The sequence below is a fragment of the Rhodoferax potami genome (assembly GCF_032193805.1).
Lineage (GTDB): Bacteria > Pseudomonadota > Gammaproteobacteria > Burkholderiales > Burkholderiaceae_C > Allorhodoferax > Allorhodoferax potami_A.
The window spans coordinates 755,907-775,943 of record NZ_JAVBIK010000001.1; the positions used below are offsets into that span (position 1 = coordinate 755,907).

Here is a 20,037-nt window from a genome sequence, read left to right on the forward strand (position 1 = left end):
CAGATGACCATTCCGGCCTCCAAGTTACTGGAATCGCTGGAGGCACAAATCGCCGCGCTGCGTGCGGAAAACGAATCCTTGCAACAGCAAGTGGTTGCCCAGCTGAGTGGGGCACGCCAGTGGATGATCCGGCGCACCACAGAGATGCAGCAGGACAACGAAGAACAAAAGCGGGCCGAGACCATGCAACGGGTGTTCTACCGGATTGCAGAGCGTGCAACCGCCGGCCTGTCGTTTCACGATTTCCTGCAAGTGGTGCACCAGCTGCTGCGCGAGTTGATGTTTGCCGACAACTTCTATGTCGCCCTGCACAACCACGACCTCGGGGTGGTGGACTTTCCTTACTACGTGGATGAGCGGGATGGCGACGAAATGCAGCGCTACGGCGTGCCCTACAAAAAAGGCATGACGGAATACTTGCTGGAGCTGCAGCAGCCCTTGCTGATGGACACGGCACGCTTTAAGGCCCTGCGCAAGGCGGGCCATATGTCAGAGGCCAGCGGAGACTTGACCTTCGCCTCTTGGCTCGGCGTACCGATGCAAATTCACGGCCGGACCTCCGGTGTATTGGTCGTGCAGGCGTATAGCGACGACGTCATTTACAACGACGAGGATGTGAAAATCCTCGGGTTTTTCGCGAACCACGTCAGTGCCGCCATCGAGCGCTACCAGACTATTGAGGAGCTGCGCAAATCAGAGGCGCGCTACCGCTCGGTGATTGAAAACGTGGGGGTGGGTGTGGTCGTCGTGCAAAACGGTCACATGGTGTTTGTCAACCCGAGCATGGAGCGGATCGTGGGTCACACCACCGAGGCCCTGATGGCCATGCCCTTCACCGGCAGCATCCACCCGGACGACGTACCCACTGTCGTTGAGCGGCACCAGCGGCGCCTGCGTGGCGAACCGGTGGAAGAAAACTACAGCTTCCGGGTCATTACCGCCCGGGGCGAGGTGCGCACCCTCGATCTTTCCGCGGTGTTGATTCAGTGGGGGCAACGGGATGCCACCTTGCTATTTGTCGTCGATGTCACCGCGCGGGTGCGCGCAGAGGCGGACCAAAAGCGGGCTTTGCAGCAGCAAATTGAGCTGAACGACCTCAAAAGCCGATTCATTTCGGTGGCGTCGCACGAATTCCGCACGCCACTGGCCACTATCCACGGCTCGGTGGAGTTGCTGAGCCACTACGAAGCCCGCATGAGCACTGAGCAGAAGCGGCTCACCCTGAAGAAAATTGATGATGCGGTGGCGCGTATGGCGCACATGCTGGAGAACGTCTTGGTCATCGGCCAGTCGGCAGCCGGGCGTTTGCAATTCAAGCCACAGGCCTCCGCGATTGCCAGCTTTTGCAGGAGCCTGGTGGACGAACTCCGCAGCACCATGCCGGATGCCTTTCAAAACATACAGATGACACTGGACCTGCCACACGAGAGCCTGCGGTTTGAGCTAGACGAAAGCCTGATCCGCAATATCGTGGGCAACCTGTTGTCCAACGCGGTCAAATACTCACCCGATGGTGGCGCAGTCACCTTGCGGGTGAAGCCAGTGCAAGCCACCAAGCTGCTGATTGAGGTGTCCGACCAGGGTATCGGCATACCGCCCGCGGACCAACCCAATTTGTTTGAAAGTTTTCACCGCGCCAGCAATGTCGGCAACATCGCCGGAACCGGCCTCGGTCTCTCGATTGTCCGGGACGCGGTGGAATGCCACCGCGGTACCATCAGTCTGCACAGCGCGGCGGGGCAAGGCAGTTGCTTCACCGTGATGCTCGAAGCCCCACCAGCTGATACCGGGAATACGTGATGCACATCTTGATCGCGGAAGACGAACCCTCCCTGCGGGAAAACCTGCAATGGATGCTCGAGCTAGAAGGCTACGAAGTCACCGCCGCAGCGGATGGCCGTGTGGCCTTAGCGGCCGCCTTGGCCCATCGCCCCGACCTGGTGCTGACCGACGTCATGATGCCGGAGCTCGACGGTTTCGGGCTCATCAAAGCATTGCGCAGCCACCCGGCCACTGCCACCCTGCCGGTGATCATGCTAACGGCCCGCGCCGACCGCAGCGACACCCGCACCGGCATGAATCTCGGGGCAGACGATTACCTCACCAAGCCCTGCCGCCGCGAAGAGCTACTGGCCGCCATCAGCGCCCGGCTGGAGCGCAGCCGTATCCAGCAACTGGCTGCGCAACGCCTCCAAACCGAGGCTCAACAGGCCATGCAAATCGACACCCTGACCGGACTCCCCGGGCGGGACTTGTTTGAAGAGCAACTCGATCACGCGGTCAGCACCTGCGAAACCGTGGCCTTGCTCTGCTTCGGGCTGGACGGTTTTTCAAAAATCAACGAATCCCTGGGCACCGGAGTCGGCGATCTTGTGTTGCGCGAGGTCGGCAAACGGCTGCAGCAGTGCATCCGCGGTTCGGTGTCCAGCCACCCGCATGATGTGGTCGGCCGGCTCGGCGGAGACCAGTTCGCGGTGTGCGTTACCGGCTTGCCGGATGCCTGCTCTTTGGCTGGCTTTGCCACCGTGGCCTTGAGCGCATTGGCGCAGCCCTATCGGGTATCCGGACACACCCTGTTTCTGACCGCCAGCGCCGGTGGAAGCACCTACCCGGCACAGGCCGACAGCGTGCACGCGCTGCTGCTCAACGCAGAGTCCGCGCTCCACCACGCCAAGCCGGACGGCCCGGGCATGTACGCCTACTTTGACAGCGCCATGAACCGGCGGGTCGCGCGCACCTTGCTGATCCACAATGAGCTCCACAGCGCCCTGCATGCCGGTGACCTGGAGCTGTACTACCAGCCCCAGATCCGCATTGCGACCGGCAAAGTCGTGGGCTTCGAGGCGTTGCTGCGTTGGCACCATGCCACCTTGGGTGCGATACCGCCGAGCGAATTCATTCCGATTGCGGAACAAAGCGGAATCATCGTGCAGGTGGGTGAGTGGGTGTTGCGCACCGCCGCGCAACAAGCCGCGCGCTGGATAGCTCAGGGGCACCAAGGCTTCCGGATTGCGGTCAACATTTCGGCAAGGCAGTTTGTCGGGCAAAACCTGCCGGAACTGGTGGGCCGGATTCTGAAAGAAACCGGCATTCCGCCCAGCGCGCTGGAGCTGGAGGTGACCGAAAGCCTGGCCTTGCACAACGTGGCCAACACCCTGGCCACCCTGCACGAGTGCAAAGCCCTGGGCGTGCACCTCGCGATGGACGACTTCGGCACCGGGTACTCGAGCCTGTCGTACCTGAAACGCTACCCGCTCGACACCCTCAAAATCGACCAATCCTTTGTGCGCAACATCCCCCACGACTTGGGCGATGTGGCGATCACCCGGGCCATCGTGGCCATGGCACAGAGCTTCGGCCTGTCACTGGTGGCTGAAGGGGTGGAGACCCCCGAGCAGCTCGCTTATCTGCGCGAGCTGGGGTGCGATGACGCCCAAGGCTATTTGTTCAGCCCCGCGGTACCCGCCCCGCAGGCCGAGCGCTTTTTTACCGAGCAGCAAAACACCGCGCTACCGGCGTAAAAAAGGCCACCACAGTGGCCTTTGGCAAACCGAGGTGCGGCGCGCCGCAGATTACTCGGCCCAGACCACCAGCCCGCTCCAGGATGTGAGCAGCACCACGATGCCGAACACAATCCGGTAGTACGCGAAGCCGACAAAGCTGTGGGTGGAGATGAACTTGAGCAACCAGCGCACGCACAACCACGCGCTGATGAATGAGAACACCAGCCCGACGCTGAACATCGGCACATCCGCCACCGACAACAGGCCACGCTCTTTGTAGAGGCTGTAGGCACCCGCGCCAATCAAGGTCGGAATCGCGAGGAAGAAAGAAAAATCGGTAGCCGCCTTGCGCGACAAGCCCAGCAACATGCCGCCAATGATGGTCGCGCCGCTGCGGCTGGTGCCGGGTACCATGGCCAGGCACTGCACCAAGCCCACTTTCAGGGCGTCCAGCGGGCTCATGTCGTCCACGTTGTGCACCCGCACTGCGGTGCCGCCTGCGCTTTGGCGGCGCTCCGCCCACAGAATGATGAAGCCGCCCACAATAAATGTGGTGGCCACCACCGCCGGCGTGAACAAATTCGCCTTGATGGCCTTGCCGAACAGCAAGCCCAGAATGACGGCAGGGAAGAAACCGATAAAGACATTCAGCGCAAAACGCTGGGCCGAGCGCTCTGCCGGCAGGGCGACGATGGTGTCGCGGATCTTTTGCCAATAGACCAGAATCACCGCAAAAATTGCACCGGTCTGGATCGCAATATCAAACACCTTGGCTTTGGCATCCACAAAGCCCAACAGCGAGCCCGCAAGAATCAGGTGCCCGGTGCTCGAAATCGGCAAAAACTCGGTCAGCCCTTCCACCACGCCCATGATGGCGGCCTTGATCAACAACGTAATATCCAAAAAATCTCTCCCTGAAATACAAGCCAAATTGGCCTCTGGCGCTCATTTTATATGCGCGAGTAGCTCACATTTTGATAGCAACTACTCGTAGCGCAGGGCCTGGATCGGCAGCAGCTTGGCCGCGCGCCGCGCCGGGTAGTAGCCAAAAAAGACCCCCACCACCGCCGAGAACCCCACCGCCAGCAGCACCGAGCCTGCACTCAACGCCACCTGCCACCCCGCGAAGTGTCCCACCCCCCAGGTGGCCAGCGCCCCGAACGCGACCCCGATGGCGCCACCCAACAAGCTCAGCGTGACGGCTTCAATCAAGAACTGCGCCAGGATGTCCCGCCCCCGGGCTCCCACTGCCATGCGCAGCCCGATCTCGCGGGTGCGCTCGGTCACGCTGACCAGCATGATGTTCATGATGCCAATGCCGCCAATCAGCAAGCTGATGCCCGCCACCGCCGCCAACAGCAGCGTCATCACACGGCTGCTTTCTTCCTGGGCCTGCAAAATCTCGGTGAGGTTGCGCACCACAAACGGGTCTTCAATGCCCTCTTGCACCTTGAAGCGCTGGCGCAGCAGGTCTTTGATGCTGTCTTCCACCGCCCGCATGTCCTGCCCTTCACGCACCTTCACGCTGATGCTTCCCACCCGCTTCAGCCGGCTGGTCGCGTCGCCGCCCCAGATGCGGTTGCGCAAAGTGCCCAGCGGCACCATGACTACGTCGTCCTGGTCCTGGCCCATCGAGTTCTGGCCCTTGGGCGCCAACACGCCGATCACCGTCATCGGGATGTTGCGCACCCGCACCACCTGCTCGATCGGGTCCTGATCTCCGAACAGCTCGCGGGCCACGGTGCTGCCGATCCAGGCCACTTTGGCCGAGCCCGCCAGTTCACCGGCATCAAACATGCGGCCGGCAGCCATAGGCCAGTCGCGCGCCTCGAGGTAGTCGTTGTTCACCCCGAAAACGGTTGAACTCCAGTTGGTATTGCCAAACACCAGCTGGGCACTGGTGCGCGAGGTGGGTGCGGCCACCTGCACTTCGGGAATTTCGAGGCCAATGGCCGCAGCGTCTTCTTCGGTCAGGCGCTGGCGGGTTTGTGCGCCCAGGCGCACCCCCGCCTGCGACACACCGCCGGGCAGCACCAGCATGATGTTGGAGCCCAGCCCCTTCATTTGCTCCTGCACCCGGTCAGTCGCGCCCCGGCCGACCGCAATCATGGTGATCACTGCCGCCACCCCGATGATGATGCCCAGCATGGTCAAGATGCTGCGCAAGGTATTGGCCGCGAGCGACCGCCATGCGCTGCGCAATGCCGCAAAAAAGTTCATAGCCCCCACGCTCCACCGCTTTGCGGGTCGCTGCCCCCCACGGGGGCCCTCACGCCTTGGGGCGGCCCGGCGGCGTTCGACTCTCCCTCGGCCCCCGCTTGCAAGGTATCTTCCACCATGCGGCCGTCTTTGAAAACCAGTTTGCGGCGGGCCCAGGCGGCGATGTCGGGCTCATGGGTTACCAGCACTACCGTCATGCCTTGGCGGTTGAGATCAGTCAGCAGGCGCATGATGTCTTCGCTTGTTTCCGAGTCCAGCGCGCCGGTGGGCTCGTCGGCCAAGATGAGTTGCGGTCGGTTCACCAGCGCACGCGCAATGGCAACGCGCTGCTGCTGCCCGCCCGACAACTCGGCCGGCGTGTGGTGGGCCCGCTCGCCCAAGCCCACGCGCTGCAGCGCCTCCAGAGCGCGGGCGTGGCGCTCCGGCGCTTTGACGCCGGCATACACCATGGGCAGCTCCACGTTTTCGAGCGCACTGGTGCGGGCAAGCAGGTTGAACTGCTGGAATACAAAGCCGATACGCCTGTTGCGGATCGAGGCCAGCGCGTCGGGCCTCATGTCTTGCACCGCCTCGCCCGCCAGCAGGTAGCTACCGCTGCCGGGCTGGTCCAGGCAGCCCAAAATATTCATCAAGGTAGATTTGCCGGACCCCGAGGTGCCCATGATGGCCACCATCTCGCCCTCGGCAATGTCCAGCGACACGCCGCGCAGGGCGTGCACCGTCTGGTCGCCCATGGCGTAGGTCTTGGTCAGTTCGCGGGCCGATATCAGCATCGGGCGTCCCTCAAAACGGCGACCGCGGGCCTCTGCCGCCCGCTTTGGCAGAGGATGTGTTTTTGAGACCCGTGATCACTTCAGCGCCCTCCGCCAGACCAGCAGAACCCTCGCCGCCTTCGAGCACCTCGGTCGCACTGCCGTCGCTCACCCCGATGCGCACCGCCACCGCCTGCGGCTTGCCGTCGGCGGCGAGTGTGTACACCCGGCCCCGGCCCTGCCCGCGCCCGCCTGCCGGGGCGTCCACGCCCTCGATACGCATGCGCAGTGCGGCGTTGGGCACCTTGAGCGCTTTGTCACGCTGGTCGGTGATGATGCGCACATTGGCCGTCATGCCGGGCAACAGCTTGCCGCCTTCGTTTTTGAAACCGACGATGGCCACATAGGTCACCACATTGGCCACATTGGTGGCGGCCTTGCGCACTTGGCGGATGCTGCCTTCAAAGGTCTGGCCGGGAAAGGCATCGACCGTGAAACTGGCTCTTTGGCCGGTTTTGAGGCGGCCCACATCGCTCTCGTCAATCGCGGCTTCGACCTGCATGTCGGACAGGTTCTGGGCAATCACAAACAACTCGGGCGCCTGCAGACTGCTCGCCACCGTTTGGCCGCGCTCAATGGTACGCTTGATCACAATGCCGTTCACCGGCGAGGTAATTCGGGTGCGGGCCAGATCGATACGCGCTTGCGCCAGTGCCGCCTCGCGCTGGGCCACATTGGCCTGCGCCGTTTTGACCTGGGCTTGGGCCACGCCCACCTGGGCCTGCACGCTCTTCATGGCCTCCAGGCTGGTATTCACCAAAGCGCGGGCCTTGTCGGCCTCGCTGGCGGCAATGAACTGCTGGTCGGCCAGGCTCTTTTTGCGGTCAGAGTCGCGGCGGGCCTCGTCCAAGTCCACCTGCGCGCGCGACACCTGGGTTTGTGCGGCCAGCGCGTTGGCCTGGGCGGTCAGCACCGCGGCGCGGGCGGCATCGACATCGGCTTGGGCGCTGCGCACCCGGTATTCAAACGTCTCGGGGTCGATCTGGGCGATCAGCTGGCCGGCTTTGACCTCGCTGTTGAAGTCCACCAGCACATCGCGGATCTGGCCGCTCACCTGGGTGCCCACACTCACCTGCGCCACGGGGCTGACGGCGCCACTGGCCGCCACGGTGGCTTGCAGATTGCCGCGACTCACCGTCGCAGTGCGGTACTCGACTTTGCCGCCATTCTGTTGCTGCACCCACCACCAGCTGCCGGCTCCCAAGGCAGCTACCAGCGCCACGGCAGCGCCTATGCGTTTTGTATTCATGCCTTGATTTTAGAAAGCCGCCATGGCAAACCCATGTCAGCCACCCAAAGGCCCTTGACCGCTACGGGGCGGCCCCTTTGCCACTGTCCAGCTGCCACTCACGCCTTGCCGCTGCATCTCGCGCCGCCGGAGGTGCATTCCGTCGCAAACCGGTGGGCAAGTGATGGCGCACGCGGCACAGTCACGCCATCGCCAGAACCCAACCCCGCCGCCATGCCACTCACACCCGTCATTGCTGTTCATTTGACCGCTGCACTCGCCGCACTGGTGATCGGGCCGCTGGCCATCTGGGCCCGGCGCGGCAGCACACAGCGCACCCGCTTGCACCGCGCGGCCGGCTACGCTTGGGTCACGATGATGCTGACTACCGCCATCAGCGCCATGTTTATCCGCGACTACCAGCTGCCCAACTGGGCCGGCTATACCTGGATCCATTTATTTGTGCCGGTCACGCTGGCCGGCCTGTTCGGTGCGTTCCGCGCACTGGTGCTTCACGATATTGCCCGCCACCGCAAGATCATGCAGGGCCTCTATGTCGGTGCCTGCCTGGGTGCGGGCGCCTTCACGTTGCTGCCCGGGCGCTACCTTGGCCAGATGGTCTGGGGCCAATGGTTCGGCCTTTTGTAATTCACCCCGCTTGGAGTCCATCCCCATGAACGCATTCACCGCTCTCTCACCCGCCGACTTGGAGCGCCTAGCCCGCAAACGGGCGGGCGCCAAAATGGGGTGGTACATCCACGCCCTGGTGTTTGTCTTGGTCAACGCCGGGCTGATGTTGCTGGCAGCCTTGCAAGGCCTGCACTGGGCCGTGTTCCCTGCTGCGGGCTGGGCACTGGGCCTGGCGGTACACGGTGCGGTGGTGTTCATCCGCCTGCAACGGGCCGGCCTGTTTCACTCGCTGCTGGAGCGTGAGCGCCAAGCCCTGCAAGCCCAGCGCGACCCTTGGTAAGCGCGCCACACTTGGCGGCATACTCAGAGCCCTATGCGCCCCCTGCCCCCTACTGCTTTAGCCCTGCGCGGCCTCAAGGTGCTGATCCTCAACACCGTTATTGCGCTGGGCATCACGCTGTTTGACAACCACTCGTTCGGCCTCAACCTGCTGTATTCGCACTGCATCGGTATTTGCATCTGGTGCTACATCGAGGGTGCGAACTTCTTCTTGGTGGACAACTGGCAAAAGCATGTGTCCCGGCTGATCTTCATCGTGCCGGTGTCGGTGGTGCTGGGCTATGTGAGCGGCCATCTGCTAACCGATCTGATCCTAGGCACCACCTCGTTTCAATACTGGAAACAGACCCCCCGCATGGCTTGGGGCATGTTGTTTGTGAGCCTGGTGGCCGGCGGCACGATTTGCTGGGTGTTTGTGAGCCGGGAGCAACTCGCCGCCGAGCGGCAAAACCTCGAGATTGCCCGCCGTCAAGCCAGCGAGGCCCAGCTCAAGCTGCTCGAATCGCAGCTGGAGCCGCACATGCTGTTCAACACCCTGGCCAACCTCCGCGCCCTGATCAGCCTCGACCCGGCCCGGGCCCAAACCATGCTGGATCACATGATTGCCTACTTGCGGGCCACCCTCTCGGCCTCGCGCGCGCCGGCAGGCGGCACCCGCCACACCCTGGCCGATGAGTTTGCCCGCCTGCACGACTACCTAGAGCTCATGGCCATCCGCATGGGGCCCCGCCTGCAGTTCACCCTGGACCTGCCCGATGCCCTGCGCGACCACCCGGTGCCGCCCCTGCTGCTGCAACCCTTGGTGGAAAACAGCATCCAGCATGGCCTGGAGCCCAAGGTGGAAGGCGGCCGCATCCGCATCGCCGCCAGCGCAGACCACGGGCGCTTAACTTTGCAGGTGCAAGACACCGGCTTGGGCGCAGACCCGACCCGCCTGCAAGGCCAAGCCACGCCCTCACCCGGCCACGGCTTTGGCTTGCAACAGGTGCGCGAGCGGCTGGCGACTACCTTCGGGAGCGAGGGCGCTATGCTTTTAGTAGCAGCACCCGGAGGCGGAATAAGCGCCAGTGTCACTTTCCCTCTCAAAACCTGAGCCCCCATGACCGTTGCGACCGCACTGATAGCTGAAGACGAGCCCCTGCTGGCTATGGCCCTGCAGGCCGAGCTGGCCCGCGCCTGGCCCGCGCTGCAGGTGCTGCGCACCGTGGGCGATGGCGCATCCGCTGTGCAGGCTGCGCTGGAGCTGGCACCCCAGGTGCTGTTTTTTGACATCCGCATGCCCGGCCTGAGCGGGCTGGACGCCGCCCTCGAGCTGGCCGAACTCTGGCCCCCGGCCCATGCGCCGCACCAGCCCTTCCCCGCGCTGGTGTTTGTGACCGCCTACGACCAATACGCGGTGCAAGCCTTTGAAGCGCAGGCCATGGACTACCTGCTCAAGCCGGTACAGGCCGCGCGCTTGCAAAAAACCATGTCAAAACTGCAGCAGGCGCTCATAGAACCTGCGCGTACCGCTCCTGAAACAATAGCAAACCCAGTAACTGATGCCACCCTAGAAGCCACGCTACACCAACTGCGCGGCCTGCTGGAGCACAACGCCCGGGTCACCGGCAACGGCATGAGCACCCCGCCTGCCCTGCCTCGCCTGCAGGTGCTGCAGGCCAGCGTGGGGCAACAGATTCACATGGTCGCTGTGAGCGAGGTGCTGGTGTTCGAGGCGGCCGACAAGTACCTGCGGGTCCTGACTGCCGACCGCGAATACCTGCTGCGCACCCCCCTCAAAGATCTGCTCACCCAGCTCGACCCAGACGAGTTCTGGCAGATCCACCGCGGCACTGTGGTGCGGGCTAGCGCAATTGCAGTCGTGCACCGCGACGACGCGGGCAAGCTCTCGCTCACCTTGCGCGAGCGCCATGACAAACTGCCGGTCAGCCGTCTCTACGCCCACCGCTTCAAAGCCATGTAGTGGGCGGCTTCTACTTGGGGTAAACGAGCCCTCTGTGGCATGGGTGTTGCTGGGTATAGCTCCCTACAATGCCCCATCGATTCCCTAGGACCCCTTCCATGCAATTGAAACTCTCGCGTCGCAGCACACTGCGCCTGCTTTCCGCGTCCGCTGTAGCCTCATCCGGGCTGTTGGCTGGCTGCGACTCCACGCCCGCGGTCATCAAAATCGGCGTCGCCCAACCTTTGAGCGGCAACCTCGCGGCGCTCGGCCAGGACTTGCTCAATGGTGTGAACCTCGCGGCAGAAGAAATCAACAAGGAAGGCTACAAAGTCAAGGGCAAGACCGTGACCTTTGAGATCGTGGCTGTCGACGACAAGGCCAACGCCGAAACCGGCAAGGCCGTCGCTCAGCAACTCGTAGACGCTGGTGTGGTGGCAGTCATCGGCCACCTGAACTCGGGCGTGAGCATCGCCGCAGCGCCTATTTATGCGGGCCGCAACATCGCCCAGTTGGCGATTTCCACCAACCCCAAATTCACCCAGCTCGGCCTGGACACCACCTTCCGCCTGGTGGCCAACGACACGCTGCAGGCCAAGGCCATTGGCAGCTACTCGGCGTCGCAAATCTCCGGCACCCGCTACGCCCTGCAAGACGACAGCACCACCTACGGCAAAGAGCTGGCGGAGGGAGCTGAGGTCCAGCTCAAACTCGCCAAAAAAGAAATCGTGCTCAAACAAAGCTTTGACGACAAGACGGTCGATTTCGACGCCTTCGCCGCCAAGCTCAAGGCAGAGAACGTGCAGGTGCTGGTCACCACCGTGAGCGACTTCCAGGTCGTCGCCCTGATCGAAGCCCTCAAAAAACTCGACTACACCGGCATCACCATCCTCGGTGCAGACACCGCCAAAACGCCCGACATGCTCAAGGGCGGCGGCGGCATGAAGGGCTTGTTTGTGACCTCGCCCATCCTGGAAGCCCGCGAATTCACCGCAGGGGCCGCCTTCCTCGACAAGTACCGCGCCAAGTTCAAAAAAGACCCCGCCTACGCCGGTCACTACACCTACGACGCGATGCACGTGCTGGCCGCAGCCATCCGCCGTGCCGAGTCCAGCAAGGCTGCAGACATTACTGCCATGCTCAAAAAGCTCGATGGCTATGCCCCGGTAACCGGTTCCATGAAATGGGATGACAAAGGCGAGCAGCGCTACGGCGTGATTGGGGTTTACAGTGGCAAAGGCGGGCTCTGGGAATCCCAGATGCGCTCTGACAGCTGGTAAACCCCACCGCAAAGAACACTGAGGAGAACACCATGACTTTGCGCTACACCACCGTACCCAACACCTTGCCCGAGAGCAAGATGCGCATGTACCCCACCAAGGTCATCAACATCATTGGGGGGCCGGGTAGCGACAAGTCGCTGTTCTCCGCAGCCATCATTCTGTTTCTCAACCTCCACCACAAAACGGTGGAGACCATTCCCGACTACGCCAAGTCACTGGTCTGGCAACAAAACTTTGAGGTGCTGAAAAACCAGTACTTCATTGCCCAGCGCCAGTTCGAGATGCTCAACCTGCTCGACGGGCAGGTGCAGTTCCTGATCACCGAGTGCTCGCTCCCCCAAGTGCTGTACTACAACGAGCACTACCCCGAAAACATTTGCGACGTGGGCAAGACCCGCGCCCAAATTTTGGAGTGGTACCACCAGCACAACAACATCAACATCCTGGTGGAGCGCGGCGACAAGAAATACGTGCACACCGGCCGCTTCCAAGATGAAGACCAGGCCCGCGAGGTGGACCGCGGCCTGCGCACCACGCTGCTGACCGAAGGCATTCACTTCACCGCACTGCCGGCCGATGTGGACGCCATCAACACCTTTGCCCGCACCCTGATCGACTAATCAGGTCCGGAGGCCAAAACCGCTTCCGCCCCGGGGCTTTCCTTGACACGCAACTCGCACCAAAACTGTGCATTCGTTCATCCGGGGCACCAAAGCCAACCTCGCTTCAGAGGGAGAAGCCCTGTTTTTGGAGCAAATCAATTCATGCTCCATTAGAGATTTAAATACTAGTACCATATCAGTACAAGCCTGATGCTCACCTTTCAAGACTTGCGCTAATGTTCGCCCCGGTGAGAAATTTATTCACACTTTTTTAATTTGGAGTTTTTATGAAGTTGAAAATTGTTGCAGCCGCAGCCATCGCCTTGACCACTGGAATGGCTTTCGCACAAAACGCGGTTGTCACTATCGCTCACGTTGGCCCTACAAGCGGCGCGATCGCCCACTTGGGTAAGGACAACGAAAACGGCGCCAAATTGGCCGTTGAAGAACTCAACGCAGCTGGCGTGACCATCGGCGGTAAAAAAGTTACTCTGCGTTTGATGACTGAAGACGACGCAGCTGATCCTAAGCAAGGTACTGCAGTTGCCCAGAAGCTGGCTGATGCCAAGGTTTCCGGCGTGATCGGTCACTTGAACTCCGGCACCACCATCCCTGCTTCCAGCATCTACTCTGACGCTGGCATCCCCCAAGTTTCTCCTTCCGCTACCAACCCCAAGTACACACGCCAAGGCTTCAAGACAGCTTTCCGTTTGGTGGCTGACGACGCACAACTGGGCGGCACACTGGGCCGTTACGCTGTGAAAGAACTGAAGGGCAAGTCCATCGCCGTGATCGACGACCGTACTGCTTACGGCCAAGGCGTTGCACAAGAGTTCAGCAAGGCTGTTGAAGCTGCTGGCGGCACCGTGGTTGCTAAAGAATTCACGACCGACAAGGCCACTGACTTCTCCGCTATCCTGACCACCATCAAGGGCAAGAAAGCTGACGTCGTGTTCTTCGGCGGTATGGACGCTGTTGCAGGCCCCATGCTGCGTCAAATGAAGTCCTTGGGCATCAACGCCAAGTTCATGGGCGGCGACGGCATCTGCTCCACCGAATTGGTGAAGTTGGGTGGCGACGCGATTGCTGACAACCAAGTCTACTGCGCGGAAGCCGGTGGCGTGGAAGGCCAGCAAAAGGTCGGCATGGACGCATTCAAGACCAAGTTCAAGGCCAAGTTCGGTACAGACGTGCAGGTGTACGCACCCTACGTGTACGACGGCGTGAACCTGATGGTTGCCGCCATGGTCAAGGCCGGTTCTTCCGACCCAGCCAAGTACCTGCCCGTGTTGGCAGCTACCAAGGACTACAAGGGCGTGACAGGCAACATCTCCTTTGACAACAAGGGCGACATCCTGAACGGCGCTTTGACACTGAAGACCGTCAAGGGCGGCAAGCTGTCTGAAATCGCTGTGATCCGCTAATCACGGACCTGTCCCATGGCAACGCAAGTTGCCATGCACAGCAAAAAGCGCACTGCTTGCAGTGCGCTTTTTTTATGTGTGCCCGCTAATCTGCCCCGCCAGCAAGGCAGACGTTCACTCAAGGCCGGGGTTGCAAACCACGTGGCACAAAGGCACTCAGCCGGGCCGCAATCGCAGCCTCGTGGCGCTGCCACCAAACGCCCAAGGCCACCAGGCCCAAGCCCAGCACCGTGAGTGCAAACGGAAACATAAAACTATCCTGAAACACCTTGTGCGACAGGTGCCCCAGATACAGCAGCACCCCAAAGGCACCGTACACCGTGAACACGCGCCGCCCGATGGCCGCCCCCAGCAGCACCAAGGCCACATTCAGCGCGCAGTAGCCCAGCTTGGCCAGCTCGGAGCCCGAGTCGTTGAGGCTCAGGCCGCACCAGAACATAGTGGTGCCAAAGATATAGAGCCAAAACGCAAAATCCTGCCGCCACTCGACCGACTGCGAGAGCCGGGTCCGCACATCCACCCACAGGGCTACTGCCACTGTGCCAATGCCAAACACCAGCGACATGTCGCGCATGAACTCCCACTCCCAGCGATGGTCCAGAAGCAGCATGTTGGCCACATCCATGCTCAGGTACCACAGCGTGAGTGCCAACGGCATCACCATAAAGGGCAAGCGGTAGCGCCACAGCATCACCACACCGGCTGCCAGGGTAGCCAACTCCAGGGTCAGCCAGCGCCAGTCAATCCGCGTGTGGTAGCTAGCCAGCGAGTCCGAGCCCCCAGGCGGCCACCAGCCCATCAGGTGCTGCCCGCTCCACACAATCAAGGGCACCAAAAACACTGCCAGCGTGGCCAGCAGGCCTGCCGGCACCATCAGGCCCCGGCCTTTGAAATGGTCTGCCACCTTGAGCGCCGCCCACAAGTAGGCCACGCCCAGTAGCAGCAAGGCCATGGGGCCCATTTGCTGGAAACCCAAGGTCATGAACAGCGACATCGCCCCGATGGCCAGCAAACCGCCAAAGTAATACAGCACATTCACAAAGCTGAACCCCGGCCCCGCAGCCACCGGCTGCAGCCCATTGCCCGGCTCGCGCTGCGCAGCGCTGTGCGGCTGCACGCGATAGTGCCAGCGCTGCCACAAGGCCTGCGCCTGCGACTCGGTGATCACGCCATCGCGGGCAGCGTCGGTCAAGTCTTGCAAGCGCAGCGCAACCGACAAATCTGCCGCGCCTGTGTCGTCTTTGATGTGCATTGCGCATCCCCCCTATGGTTGGCCTGCATATGTACCACAAGGCCACTCCTAGAATGAAACCATGCACACCCTCACCACCGCCCTGGCCCAAATCAACACCGAAGCCCGCGCCCTGTTCGGGCAAGGCAAGGTGGCCGACTACATTCCCGCGTTGGCCCAAGTGCCGCCACGGCAGTTTGGTATGGCGGTGGCGCTGGTAGACGGCAGCACATTTCATGTGGGCGACGCGCACACCCCGTTCTCGCTACAGAGCATTACCAAGCTGTTTACCTTTGTACTGGCGCTCAAGGCCATCGGCGAAGACCTGTGGAAGCGCGTGGGCCGCGAGCCTTCGGGCGCGGCGTTTAACTCGATGGTGCAGCTGGAAACCGAACACGGCATTCCGCGTAACCCGTTTATCAATGCCGGCGCTTTGGTGATTACCGACATCCTCACCACCCGCTACGCCCACCTCGACTACGCACTCTTGGGTGCCCTGCGCCGCCTGACCGACGACCCCGACCTGAGCTGGAACGCGGCCGTCGCCAAAAGCGAGCGCGACACCGCCCACCGCAACATGGCCATGGCCTATTTCATGAAAAGCCATGGCAACTTTGCCAACGCGCCCGAACTGGTGCTCGACAACTACTGCCGCCAGTGCGCCACCGAGATGAACTGCGCCCAGCTCGCCCAAGCCACCATGTTTTTGGCCAATGCGGGTCGCGACCTCGGCCGCGATGGCTGCCCGGACGAGCAGTTTTTAAGCCCCGACGAGGCCCGCCGCGTCAACGCGCTGCTGCTCACCTGCGGCGCCTATGACGCCGCTGGCGACTTCGCCTACCGCATCGGCCTGCCGGTCAAAACCGGCGTGGGCGGCGGCATTGTGGCGATTGCCCCCGGCGTGGGCACGGTGGCGGTGTGGGCGCCCGAGCTGGACGCCAAAGGCAACTCGGTGCTGGGCGCCTTTGCCCTGGAACGCCTTGTGAAGCTCACCGGTTGGAACCACACCTGACATGCGGCACCACCGCGGATTTGCAGCGCTGTTGCTCACTGGGGTGTTGGGTGTGAGCTGCGCAGCCCATAGTGGCGCGGTCGATGCGGATGGTGTGCAAGCCCTGCTGCCCGCTCAGCCCGGCGGCAGCGCACTGGCGCTGGGCAGCGGCAACCCCAACACCGACAAGCGCTTTGGCTTCGACTACAAAGCCGCCGCCACTGCCGCGCAAGAGGGTGAGCTGCGCTACTGGAGCCTGCCTGCCACCCCGCTCACCTACAGCAGCGGCGGTAATGGCTACACCGCGCGCCTGCACCTGTTTGCCAGCGGCGGCCAGCAGCAGTTCACCTGGAAGACCCAGCGCGGCTACCTCAGCAGCCCGCACGATGTGCGCAACCAAGAGTTCACGGTCTATGTGCGGGTGCACGAGCCACTCACGCCGCTGAACGCACAAGTCACCCTCAAGATCCGCGGCGGGCGCCACAGCGAGAAAGATGGCGACGCCGCCTCCAGCACCATGATGACCTTTGGCCCCGGCGGGCCCAGCGGCATTACCCGTTTTGCCAAAGAGCTAACCCACCCGCTGTACGACTATGTGGTGCTGCGCCCCTTGCTAAACGTGGCCCTGCAGCCCGGGCATTGGTACGGCCTTAAGCTCATCAGCTACAGCCGCCCTGGCGTGCCCGGCGAGGTGCTGAACCAGCTTTATATAGACACCGCACCCTTTGACGCCGCAGGCCGCCCTGCGAACGGCTGGCAGCTGCTGAGCGAATACACCGATGTGCAAGGCAAACGCACCGGCCGCCATTACGACACGCTGGCCGACTGGGGCGGCTGGCAAACCACCCTGCGCATGGATGGCTACCGCAGCATCGACTTTGCGCTGCCCTCGGTGCGTGAGATAGTGCCGCCCGCCCCCTGAGCGGCCGGCAGCCGGGCCCGGCTCAGGCCCACATCAGCCGGTCACGGCCTGCGCCCTTGGCGGCGTAGAGCGCGCGGTCGGCATTGCGCATGTTTTCAATGCTGCTCAGGGCAGGGTCCAACATGGTCAGGCCAGCAGAGCAGGTGTGGTGAAAGCGCGGCACCTCGGGCAGGGGCGAAGACTCGCGCACCAGCTCCAGGATGGCTTGCACCTTGGCCTCAGTCTCGGCGGGGGTGGCTTGGGGGAAGAGCAGCAAAAACTCCTCGCCCCCGATACGGCCAAACCCGTCGTTGCGCCCCAGCGAGCTCACCACCAGGCGGGCAAAACGCTGCAAGACCTCGTCCCCCGCGTTGTGGCCATAGGTGTCGTTGATCTTTTTAAAGTAATCCAGGTCCAGCAGCACCAAACCGCAAGGCTGCTGGTTACTGCGCAATTGGTTGAGGCGCAAATCGAGCTGCTCCAGCACATGGGCGCGGCTGCTCACACCCGTGAGTGTGTCTACCTGCGCGGCACGCAAAGCGCCATCGCGCGCTTGGCGCAACGAGCGGTCGTTGGTGCGCAGGGCCGTAATGTCAAAGCCCACGCTCAACATCCAGCCCTGCTCGTCCATGGTCTCGGTGATGTACATCCAGCGGCCATTGCGCAGGTCGGTCTCAAAACAGCGAAACGGCAGCTTGCCCCGCCGCGCCTTGGCAGAGATCAGCCACGCCTCTATGTCGTCGGTCTGGATAGCGGCGCCCACCTTGTTGGCAAAGCTGTGGCGCATCATGTCGGACCACGAAATCGGCACATCCCGCGCCATGGCAAAGTCAATGCAGTGCGACGGGTTCGCGTAGCGCACCATGTCTTGCGGGTCATACAACACCACATGCAGGGGCGACTGCTCGTACAGGCGAGCCAGGTCTTCCGCGAAATACGAGCTCACAGCAATGCCTTTGGAGTCAGCCATCAGATCCTATAAATTGTTAAAAATGTAACAAGCACATAGTAACGAACTCCGCTTACACAAGCCCTTCGGGCACCTCCGCGGGGCGAGACGCAAGATGCGGCGTCTAAAATCTGCGAATGAGCACCCCCACCCCCGCGAACACAGCTACTGATTCCGTCAAGCCCAGCAACTTTTTGCGCCAGATCATCGAATCTGACCTCGAAAAAGGCACTTACGCCCAACGCCGCTGGGCCGGCACCCCTGGCGACGCCGCGCACCACGCTGCCGGCCAGCCAGACCCCGCCAAAATCCGCACCCGCTTTCCGCCCGAGCCCAATGGCTACCTGCACGTAGGCCACGCCAAGAGCATCTGCATCAACTTCGGGCTGGCGCGCGACTACGGTGGCGTGTGCCACCTGCGTTTTGACGACACCAACCCCGAAAAAGAAGACACCGAGTATGTGAACAGCATCATCGACGCGGTGAAGTGGCTGGGCTTTGACTGGAACGGCAGCCAGGGCGACTACAGCGTGGCCCCCTACCAGGCCAGCGACTACTTCGACTTTATGTACCGCGCCGCCGAGGCGCTGATTGAAGCCGGCCACGCCTATGTGGACGAGCAAACGCCTGAGCAAATGCGCGTGAACCGTGGCGACTTCGGCAAGCCCGGTGTGGACAGCCCTTTCCGCACCCGCACGCCTGCCGAGAACCTGGCCCGCTTCCGCGAAATGCGCGACGGCAAACACGCCGACGGCTCCATGGTGCTGCGCGCCAAGATCGACATGGCCAGCCCCAACATCAACATGCGCGACCCGGCCATCTACCGCATCCGCCGCGCCACGCACCACAACACGGGCGACACCTGGTGCATCTACCCCATGTACACCTTTGCGCACCCGATTGAGGACGCACTGGAGCAAATCACCCACAGCATCTGCACGCTGGAGTTTGAAGACCAGCGCCCGTTTTACGACTGGCTGATGGACCGCCTGTGCGAGAGCGGCCTGCTGGCAGCCCCCGCGCCCAAGCAATATGAATTTGCCCGCCTGAACCTCACCTATGTGATTACCAGCAAACGCAAGCTGGCCGCGCTGGTGAATGAAGGCAAGGTCAGCGGCTGGGACGACCCGCGCATGCCCACCATCGTCGGCCTGCGCCGCCGTGGCTACACGCCTGCCGCCATCCAACTGTTTGCCGAACGCATTGGCGTGACCAAGAGCGACAGCTGGATCGACTACAGCACCCTGGAAGGCTGCCTGCGCGAAGACCTGGAGTCTGTAGCCCACCGCGGCATGGCCGTGCTGAACCCCGTGAAGCTGGTGCTGACCAACTGGGGCGAGGTGTTTGCAGAGCAAGGCGGCGACGCCTATCTGGACGCGTGCAGCATGCCCGCCTTGCCCCACCCACCCGAGGGAACCGAATCACCGGTGCGCCACTTCACCATCGGTAAAGAGGTGTGGATCGAGCGCGAAGACTTTGAAGAAGTGCCCCCCAAGGGCTACAAGCGCCTGTTCCCAGGCAACAAGGTGCGCCTGAAGGGCGGCCACGTGATCGAGTGCACCGGCTGCACCAAAGACGCCAATGGCGTGATTACCGAAGTGCTGGCCACCGTGGTGCCCGACACCAAGAGCGGCACCCCCGGCGCCGACCTGGTGAAGGTGAAAGCCGCCATCACCTGGGTGGGCGTGGCCGACGGCGTGCACGCTGAAGTGCGCATGTATGACCGCCTGTTCAGCGACGCCCAGCCCGACGCGGGCGGCAAAGACTTCCTGGAAAGCCTGAACCCCAACAGCCTGAAGGTGGTGACCGCCATCGTGGAGCCGTCACTGGCCAACGCACAGCCCGACCAGAAGTTCCAGTTTGAACGCCACGGCTACTTTGTGGCCGACCGCGTGGACCACAAAGCGGACAAGCCAGTGTTTAACTTGGCGGTGGGGTTGAAGGATTCTTGGGGGAAGTAAATACCCTTGGATGAATAAATT

At 62.3% G+C, this 20,037-nt stretch carries 18 protein-coding genes; 12 read left to right on the forward strand and 6 right to left on the reverse strand.

What is annotated here, in order from left to right; all coding sequences use genetic code 11:
• The first annotated feature begins 3 nt into the window (after positions 1-3).
• On the forward strand, positions 4-1,800 hold the full coding sequence (locus RAE19_RS03575) for a sensor histidine kinase (protein ID WP_313873625.1): 1,797 nt from the start codon (positions 4-6) through the stop codon (positions 1,798-1,800).
• Positions 1,800-3,521: a putative bifunctional diguanylate cyclase/phosphodiesterase gene (locus RAE19_RS03580; RefSeq protein WP_313873626.1), complete on the forward strand. Its 1,722-nt coding sequence runs from the start codon at positions 1,800-1,802 to the stop codon at positions 3,519-3,521. Before RAE19_RS03575 ends, RAE19_RS03580 begins: the two co-directional genes overlap by 1 nt.
• A gap of 51 nt (positions 3,522-3,572) precedes the next feature.
• Here the strand turns inward: RAE19_RS03580 and RAE19_RS03585 are convergent, their stop codons facing one another.
• The 4 genes from RAE19_RS03585 to RAE19_RS03600 form a co-directional block, all read right to left on the reverse strand.
• The gene (locus RAE19_RS03585) at positions 3,573-4,406 is read right to left on the reverse strand and encodes an undecaprenyl-diphosphate phosphatase (RefSeq protein WP_313873627.1); all 834 of its coding nucleotides are present in this window, start codon (positions 4,404-4,406) and stop codon (positions 3,573-3,575) included.
• 81 nt (positions 4,407-4,487) lie between these two features.
• A complete protein-coding gene (locus RAE19_RS03590) occupies positions 4,488-5,723 on the reverse strand; it encodes an ABC transporter permease (protein ID WP_313873628.1) in 1,236 nt (411 codons plus the stop codon).
• Positions 5,720-6,496, reverse strand: coding sequence for an ABC transporter ATP-binding protein (locus tag RAE19_RS03595; protein ID WP_313873629.1), 777 nt, complete (start codon positions 6,494-6,496; stop codon positions 5,720-5,722). The genes RAE19_RS03590 and RAE19_RS03595 overlap by 4 nt, the downstream gene beginning before the upstream one ends.
• Before the next feature lie 10 nt (positions 6,497-6,506).
• A complete protein-coding gene (locus tag RAE19_RS03600; RefSeq protein ID WP_313873630.1) occupies positions 6,507-7,784 on the reverse strand; it encodes an efflux RND transporter periplasmic adaptor subunit in 1,278 nt (425 codons plus the stop codon).
• A 213-nt stretch (positions 7,785-7,997) separates the two neighbouring features.
• Between RAE19_RS03600 and RAE19_RS03605 the strand changes: the two genes are divergently transcribed.
• The 7 genes from RAE19_RS03605 to RAE19_RS03635 all read left to right on the forward strand — a co-directional run bounded on the left by RAE19_RS03605 (position 7,998) and on the right by RAE19_RS03635 (position 13,983).
• Positions 7,998-8,411 carry a DUF2306 domain-containing protein gene (locus tag RAE19_RS03605; protein ID WP_313873631.1) on the forward strand — a complete coding sequence of 138 codons (414 nt, stop codon included), beginning with the start codon at positions 7,998-8,000 and terminating at the stop codon, positions 8,409-8,411.
• Between the two features lie 25 nt (positions 8,412-8,436).
• Entirely contained in the window at positions 8,437-8,733 is a 297-nt protein-coding gene (locus RAE19_RS03610) for a 2TM domain-containing protein (protein ID WP_313873632.1), read from the forward strand.
• 33 nt (positions 8,734-8,766) lie between these two features.
• Positions 8,767-9,825, forward strand: coding sequence for a sensor histidine kinase (locus RAE19_RS03615; protein ID WP_313873633.1), 1,059 nt, complete (start codon positions 8,767-8,769; stop codon positions 9,823-9,825).
• A gap of 6 nt (positions 9,826-9,831) precedes the next feature.
• On the forward strand, positions 9,832-10,695 hold the full coding sequence (locus tag RAE19_RS03620; protein WP_313873634.1) for a LytR/AlgR family response regulator transcription factor: 864 nt from the start codon (positions 9,832-9,834) through the stop codon (positions 10,693-10,695).
• 98 nt (positions 10,696-10,793) lie between these two features.
• The gene (locus RAE19_RS03625; protein WP_313873635.1) at positions 10,794-11,954 is read left to right on the forward strand and encodes a branched-chain amino acid ABC transporter substrate-binding protein; all 1,161 of its coding nucleotides are present in this window, start codon (positions 10,794-10,796) and stop codon (positions 11,952-11,954) included.
• A gap of 32 nt (positions 11,955-11,986) precedes the next feature.
• Positions 11,987-12,577 (forward strand): hypothetical protein, encoded by a 591-nt coding sequence (locus RAE19_RS03630; RefSeq protein WP_313873636.1) that lies wholly within the window; start codon positions 11,987-11,989, stop codon positions 12,575-12,577.
• 269 nt (positions 12,578-12,846) lie between these two features.
• Positions 12,847-13,983 (forward strand): branched-chain amino acid ABC transporter substrate-binding protein, encoded by a 1,137-nt coding sequence (locus tag RAE19_RS03635; RefSeq protein ID WP_313873637.1) that lies wholly within the window; start codon positions 12,847-12,849, stop codon positions 13,981-13,983.
• 118 nt (positions 13,984-14,101) lie between these two features.
• Here RAE19_RS03635 and RAE19_RS03640 read toward each other — a convergent pair whose 3' ends face one another.
• Complete coding sequence (locus RAE19_RS03640) at positions 14,102-15,235, reverse strand: DUF2157 domain-containing protein (protein WP_313873638.1); 1,134 nt, start codon at positions 15,233-15,235, stop codon at positions 14,102-14,104.
• 61 nt (positions 15,236-15,296) lie between these two features.
• Here RAE19_RS03640 and RAE19_RS03645 point away from each other — a divergent pair, with 61 nt between their 5' ends.
• Positions 15,297-16,226, forward strand: coding sequence for a glutaminase (locus tag RAE19_RS03645; protein ID WP_313873639.1), 930 nt, complete (start codon positions 15,297-15,299; stop codon positions 16,224-16,226).
• Between the two features lies 1 nt (position 16,227).
• The gene (locus RAE19_RS03650) at positions 16,228-17,127 is read left to right on the forward strand and encodes a hypothetical protein (RefSeq protein WP_313873640.1); all 900 of its coding nucleotides are present in this window, start codon (positions 16,228-16,230) and stop codon (positions 17,125-17,127) included.
• Positions 17,128-17,149: 22 nt separating this feature from the next.
• On the opposite strand, the gene RAE19_RS03655 is transcribed toward RAE19_RS03650, so the two are convergent.
• A complete protein-coding gene (locus RAE19_RS03655) occupies positions 17,150-18,076 on the reverse strand; it encodes a sensor domain-containing diguanylate cyclase (RefSeq protein ID WP_313873641.1) in 927 nt (308 codons plus the stop codon).
• Between the two features lie 116 nt (positions 18,077-18,192).
• Between RAE19_RS03655 and RAE19_RS03660 the strand changes: the two genes are divergently transcribed.
• Positions 18,193-20,016: a glutamine--tRNA ligase/YqeY domain fusion protein gene (locus tag RAE19_RS03660; protein ID WP_313873642.1), complete on the forward strand. Its 1,824-nt coding sequence runs from the start codon at positions 18,193-18,195 to the stop codon at positions 20,014-20,016.
• Positions 20,017-20,037 lie beyond the last annotated feature (21 nt).

Bases quoted from the DNA above. Each gene is read 5' to 3' on its own strand.
- RAE19_RS03650 (WP_313873640.1), top strand. From the start codon at position 16,228: ATGCGGCACCACCGCGGATTTGCAGCGCTGTTGCTCACTGGGGTGTTG.
- RAE19_RS03655 (WP_313873641.1), bottom strand. From the start codon at position 18,076: ATGGCTGACTCCAAAGGCATTGCTGTGAGCTCGTATTTCGCGGAAGAC.
- RAE19_RS03640 (WP_313873638.1), bottom strand. From the start codon at position 15,235: ATGCACATCAAAGACGACACAGGCGCGGCAGATTTGTCGGTTGCGCTG.
- RAE19_RS03595 (WP_313873629.1), bottom strand. From the start codon at position 6,496: ATGCTGATATCGGCCCGCGAACTGACCAAGACCTACGCCATGGGCGAC.
- RAE19_RS03620 (WP_313873634.1), top strand. From the start codon at position 9,832: ATGACCGTTGCGACCGCACTGATAGCTGAAGACGAGCCCCTGCTGGCT.
- RAE19_RS03630 (WP_313873636.1), top strand. From the start codon at position 11,987: ATGACTTTGCGCTACACCACCGTACCCAACACCTTGCCCGAGAGCAAG.
- RAE19_RS03615 (WP_313873633.1), top strand. From the start codon at position 8,767: ATGCGCCCCCTGCCCCCTACTGCTTTAGCCCTGCGCGGCCTCAAGGTG.
- RAE19_RS03575 (WP_313873625.1), top strand. From the start codon at position 4: ATGACCATTCCGGCCTCCAAGTTACTGGAATCGCTGGAGGCACAAATC.
- RAE19_RS03605 (WP_313873631.1), top strand. From the start codon at position 7,998: ATGCCACTCACACCCGTCATTGCTGTTCATTTGACCGCTGCACTCGCC.
- RAE19_RS03600 (WP_313873630.1), bottom strand. From the start codon at position 7,784: ATGAATACAAAACGCATAGGCGCTGCCGTGGCGCTGGTAGCTGCCTTG.
- RAE19_RS03635 (WP_313873637.1), top strand. From the start codon at position 12,847: ATGAAGTTGAAAATTGTTGCAGCCGCAGCCATCGCCTTGACCACTGGA.
- RAE19_RS03590 (WP_313873628.1), bottom strand. From the start codon at position 5,723: ATGAACTTTTTTGCGGCATTGCGCAGCGCATGGCGGTCGCTCGCGGCC.
- RAE19_RS03580 (WP_313873626.1), top strand. From the start codon at position 1,800: ATGCACATCTTGATCGCGGAAGACGAACCCTCCCTGCGGGAAAACCTG.
- RAE19_RS03625 (WP_313873635.1), top strand. From the start codon at position 10,794: ATGCAATTGAAACTCTCGCGTCGCAGCACACTGCGCCTGCTTTCCGCG.
- RAE19_RS03645 (WP_313873639.1), top strand. From the start codon at position 15,297: ATGCACACCCTCACCACCGCCCTGGCCCAAATCAACACCGAAGCCCGC.
- RAE19_RS03660 (WP_313873642.1), top strand. From the start codon at position 18,193: ATGAGCACCCCCACCCCCGCGAACACAGCTACTGATTCCGTCAAGCCC.
- RAE19_RS03610 (WP_313873632.1), top strand. From the start codon at position 8,437: ATGAACGCATTCACCGCTCTCTCACCCGCCGACTTGGAGCGCCTAGCC.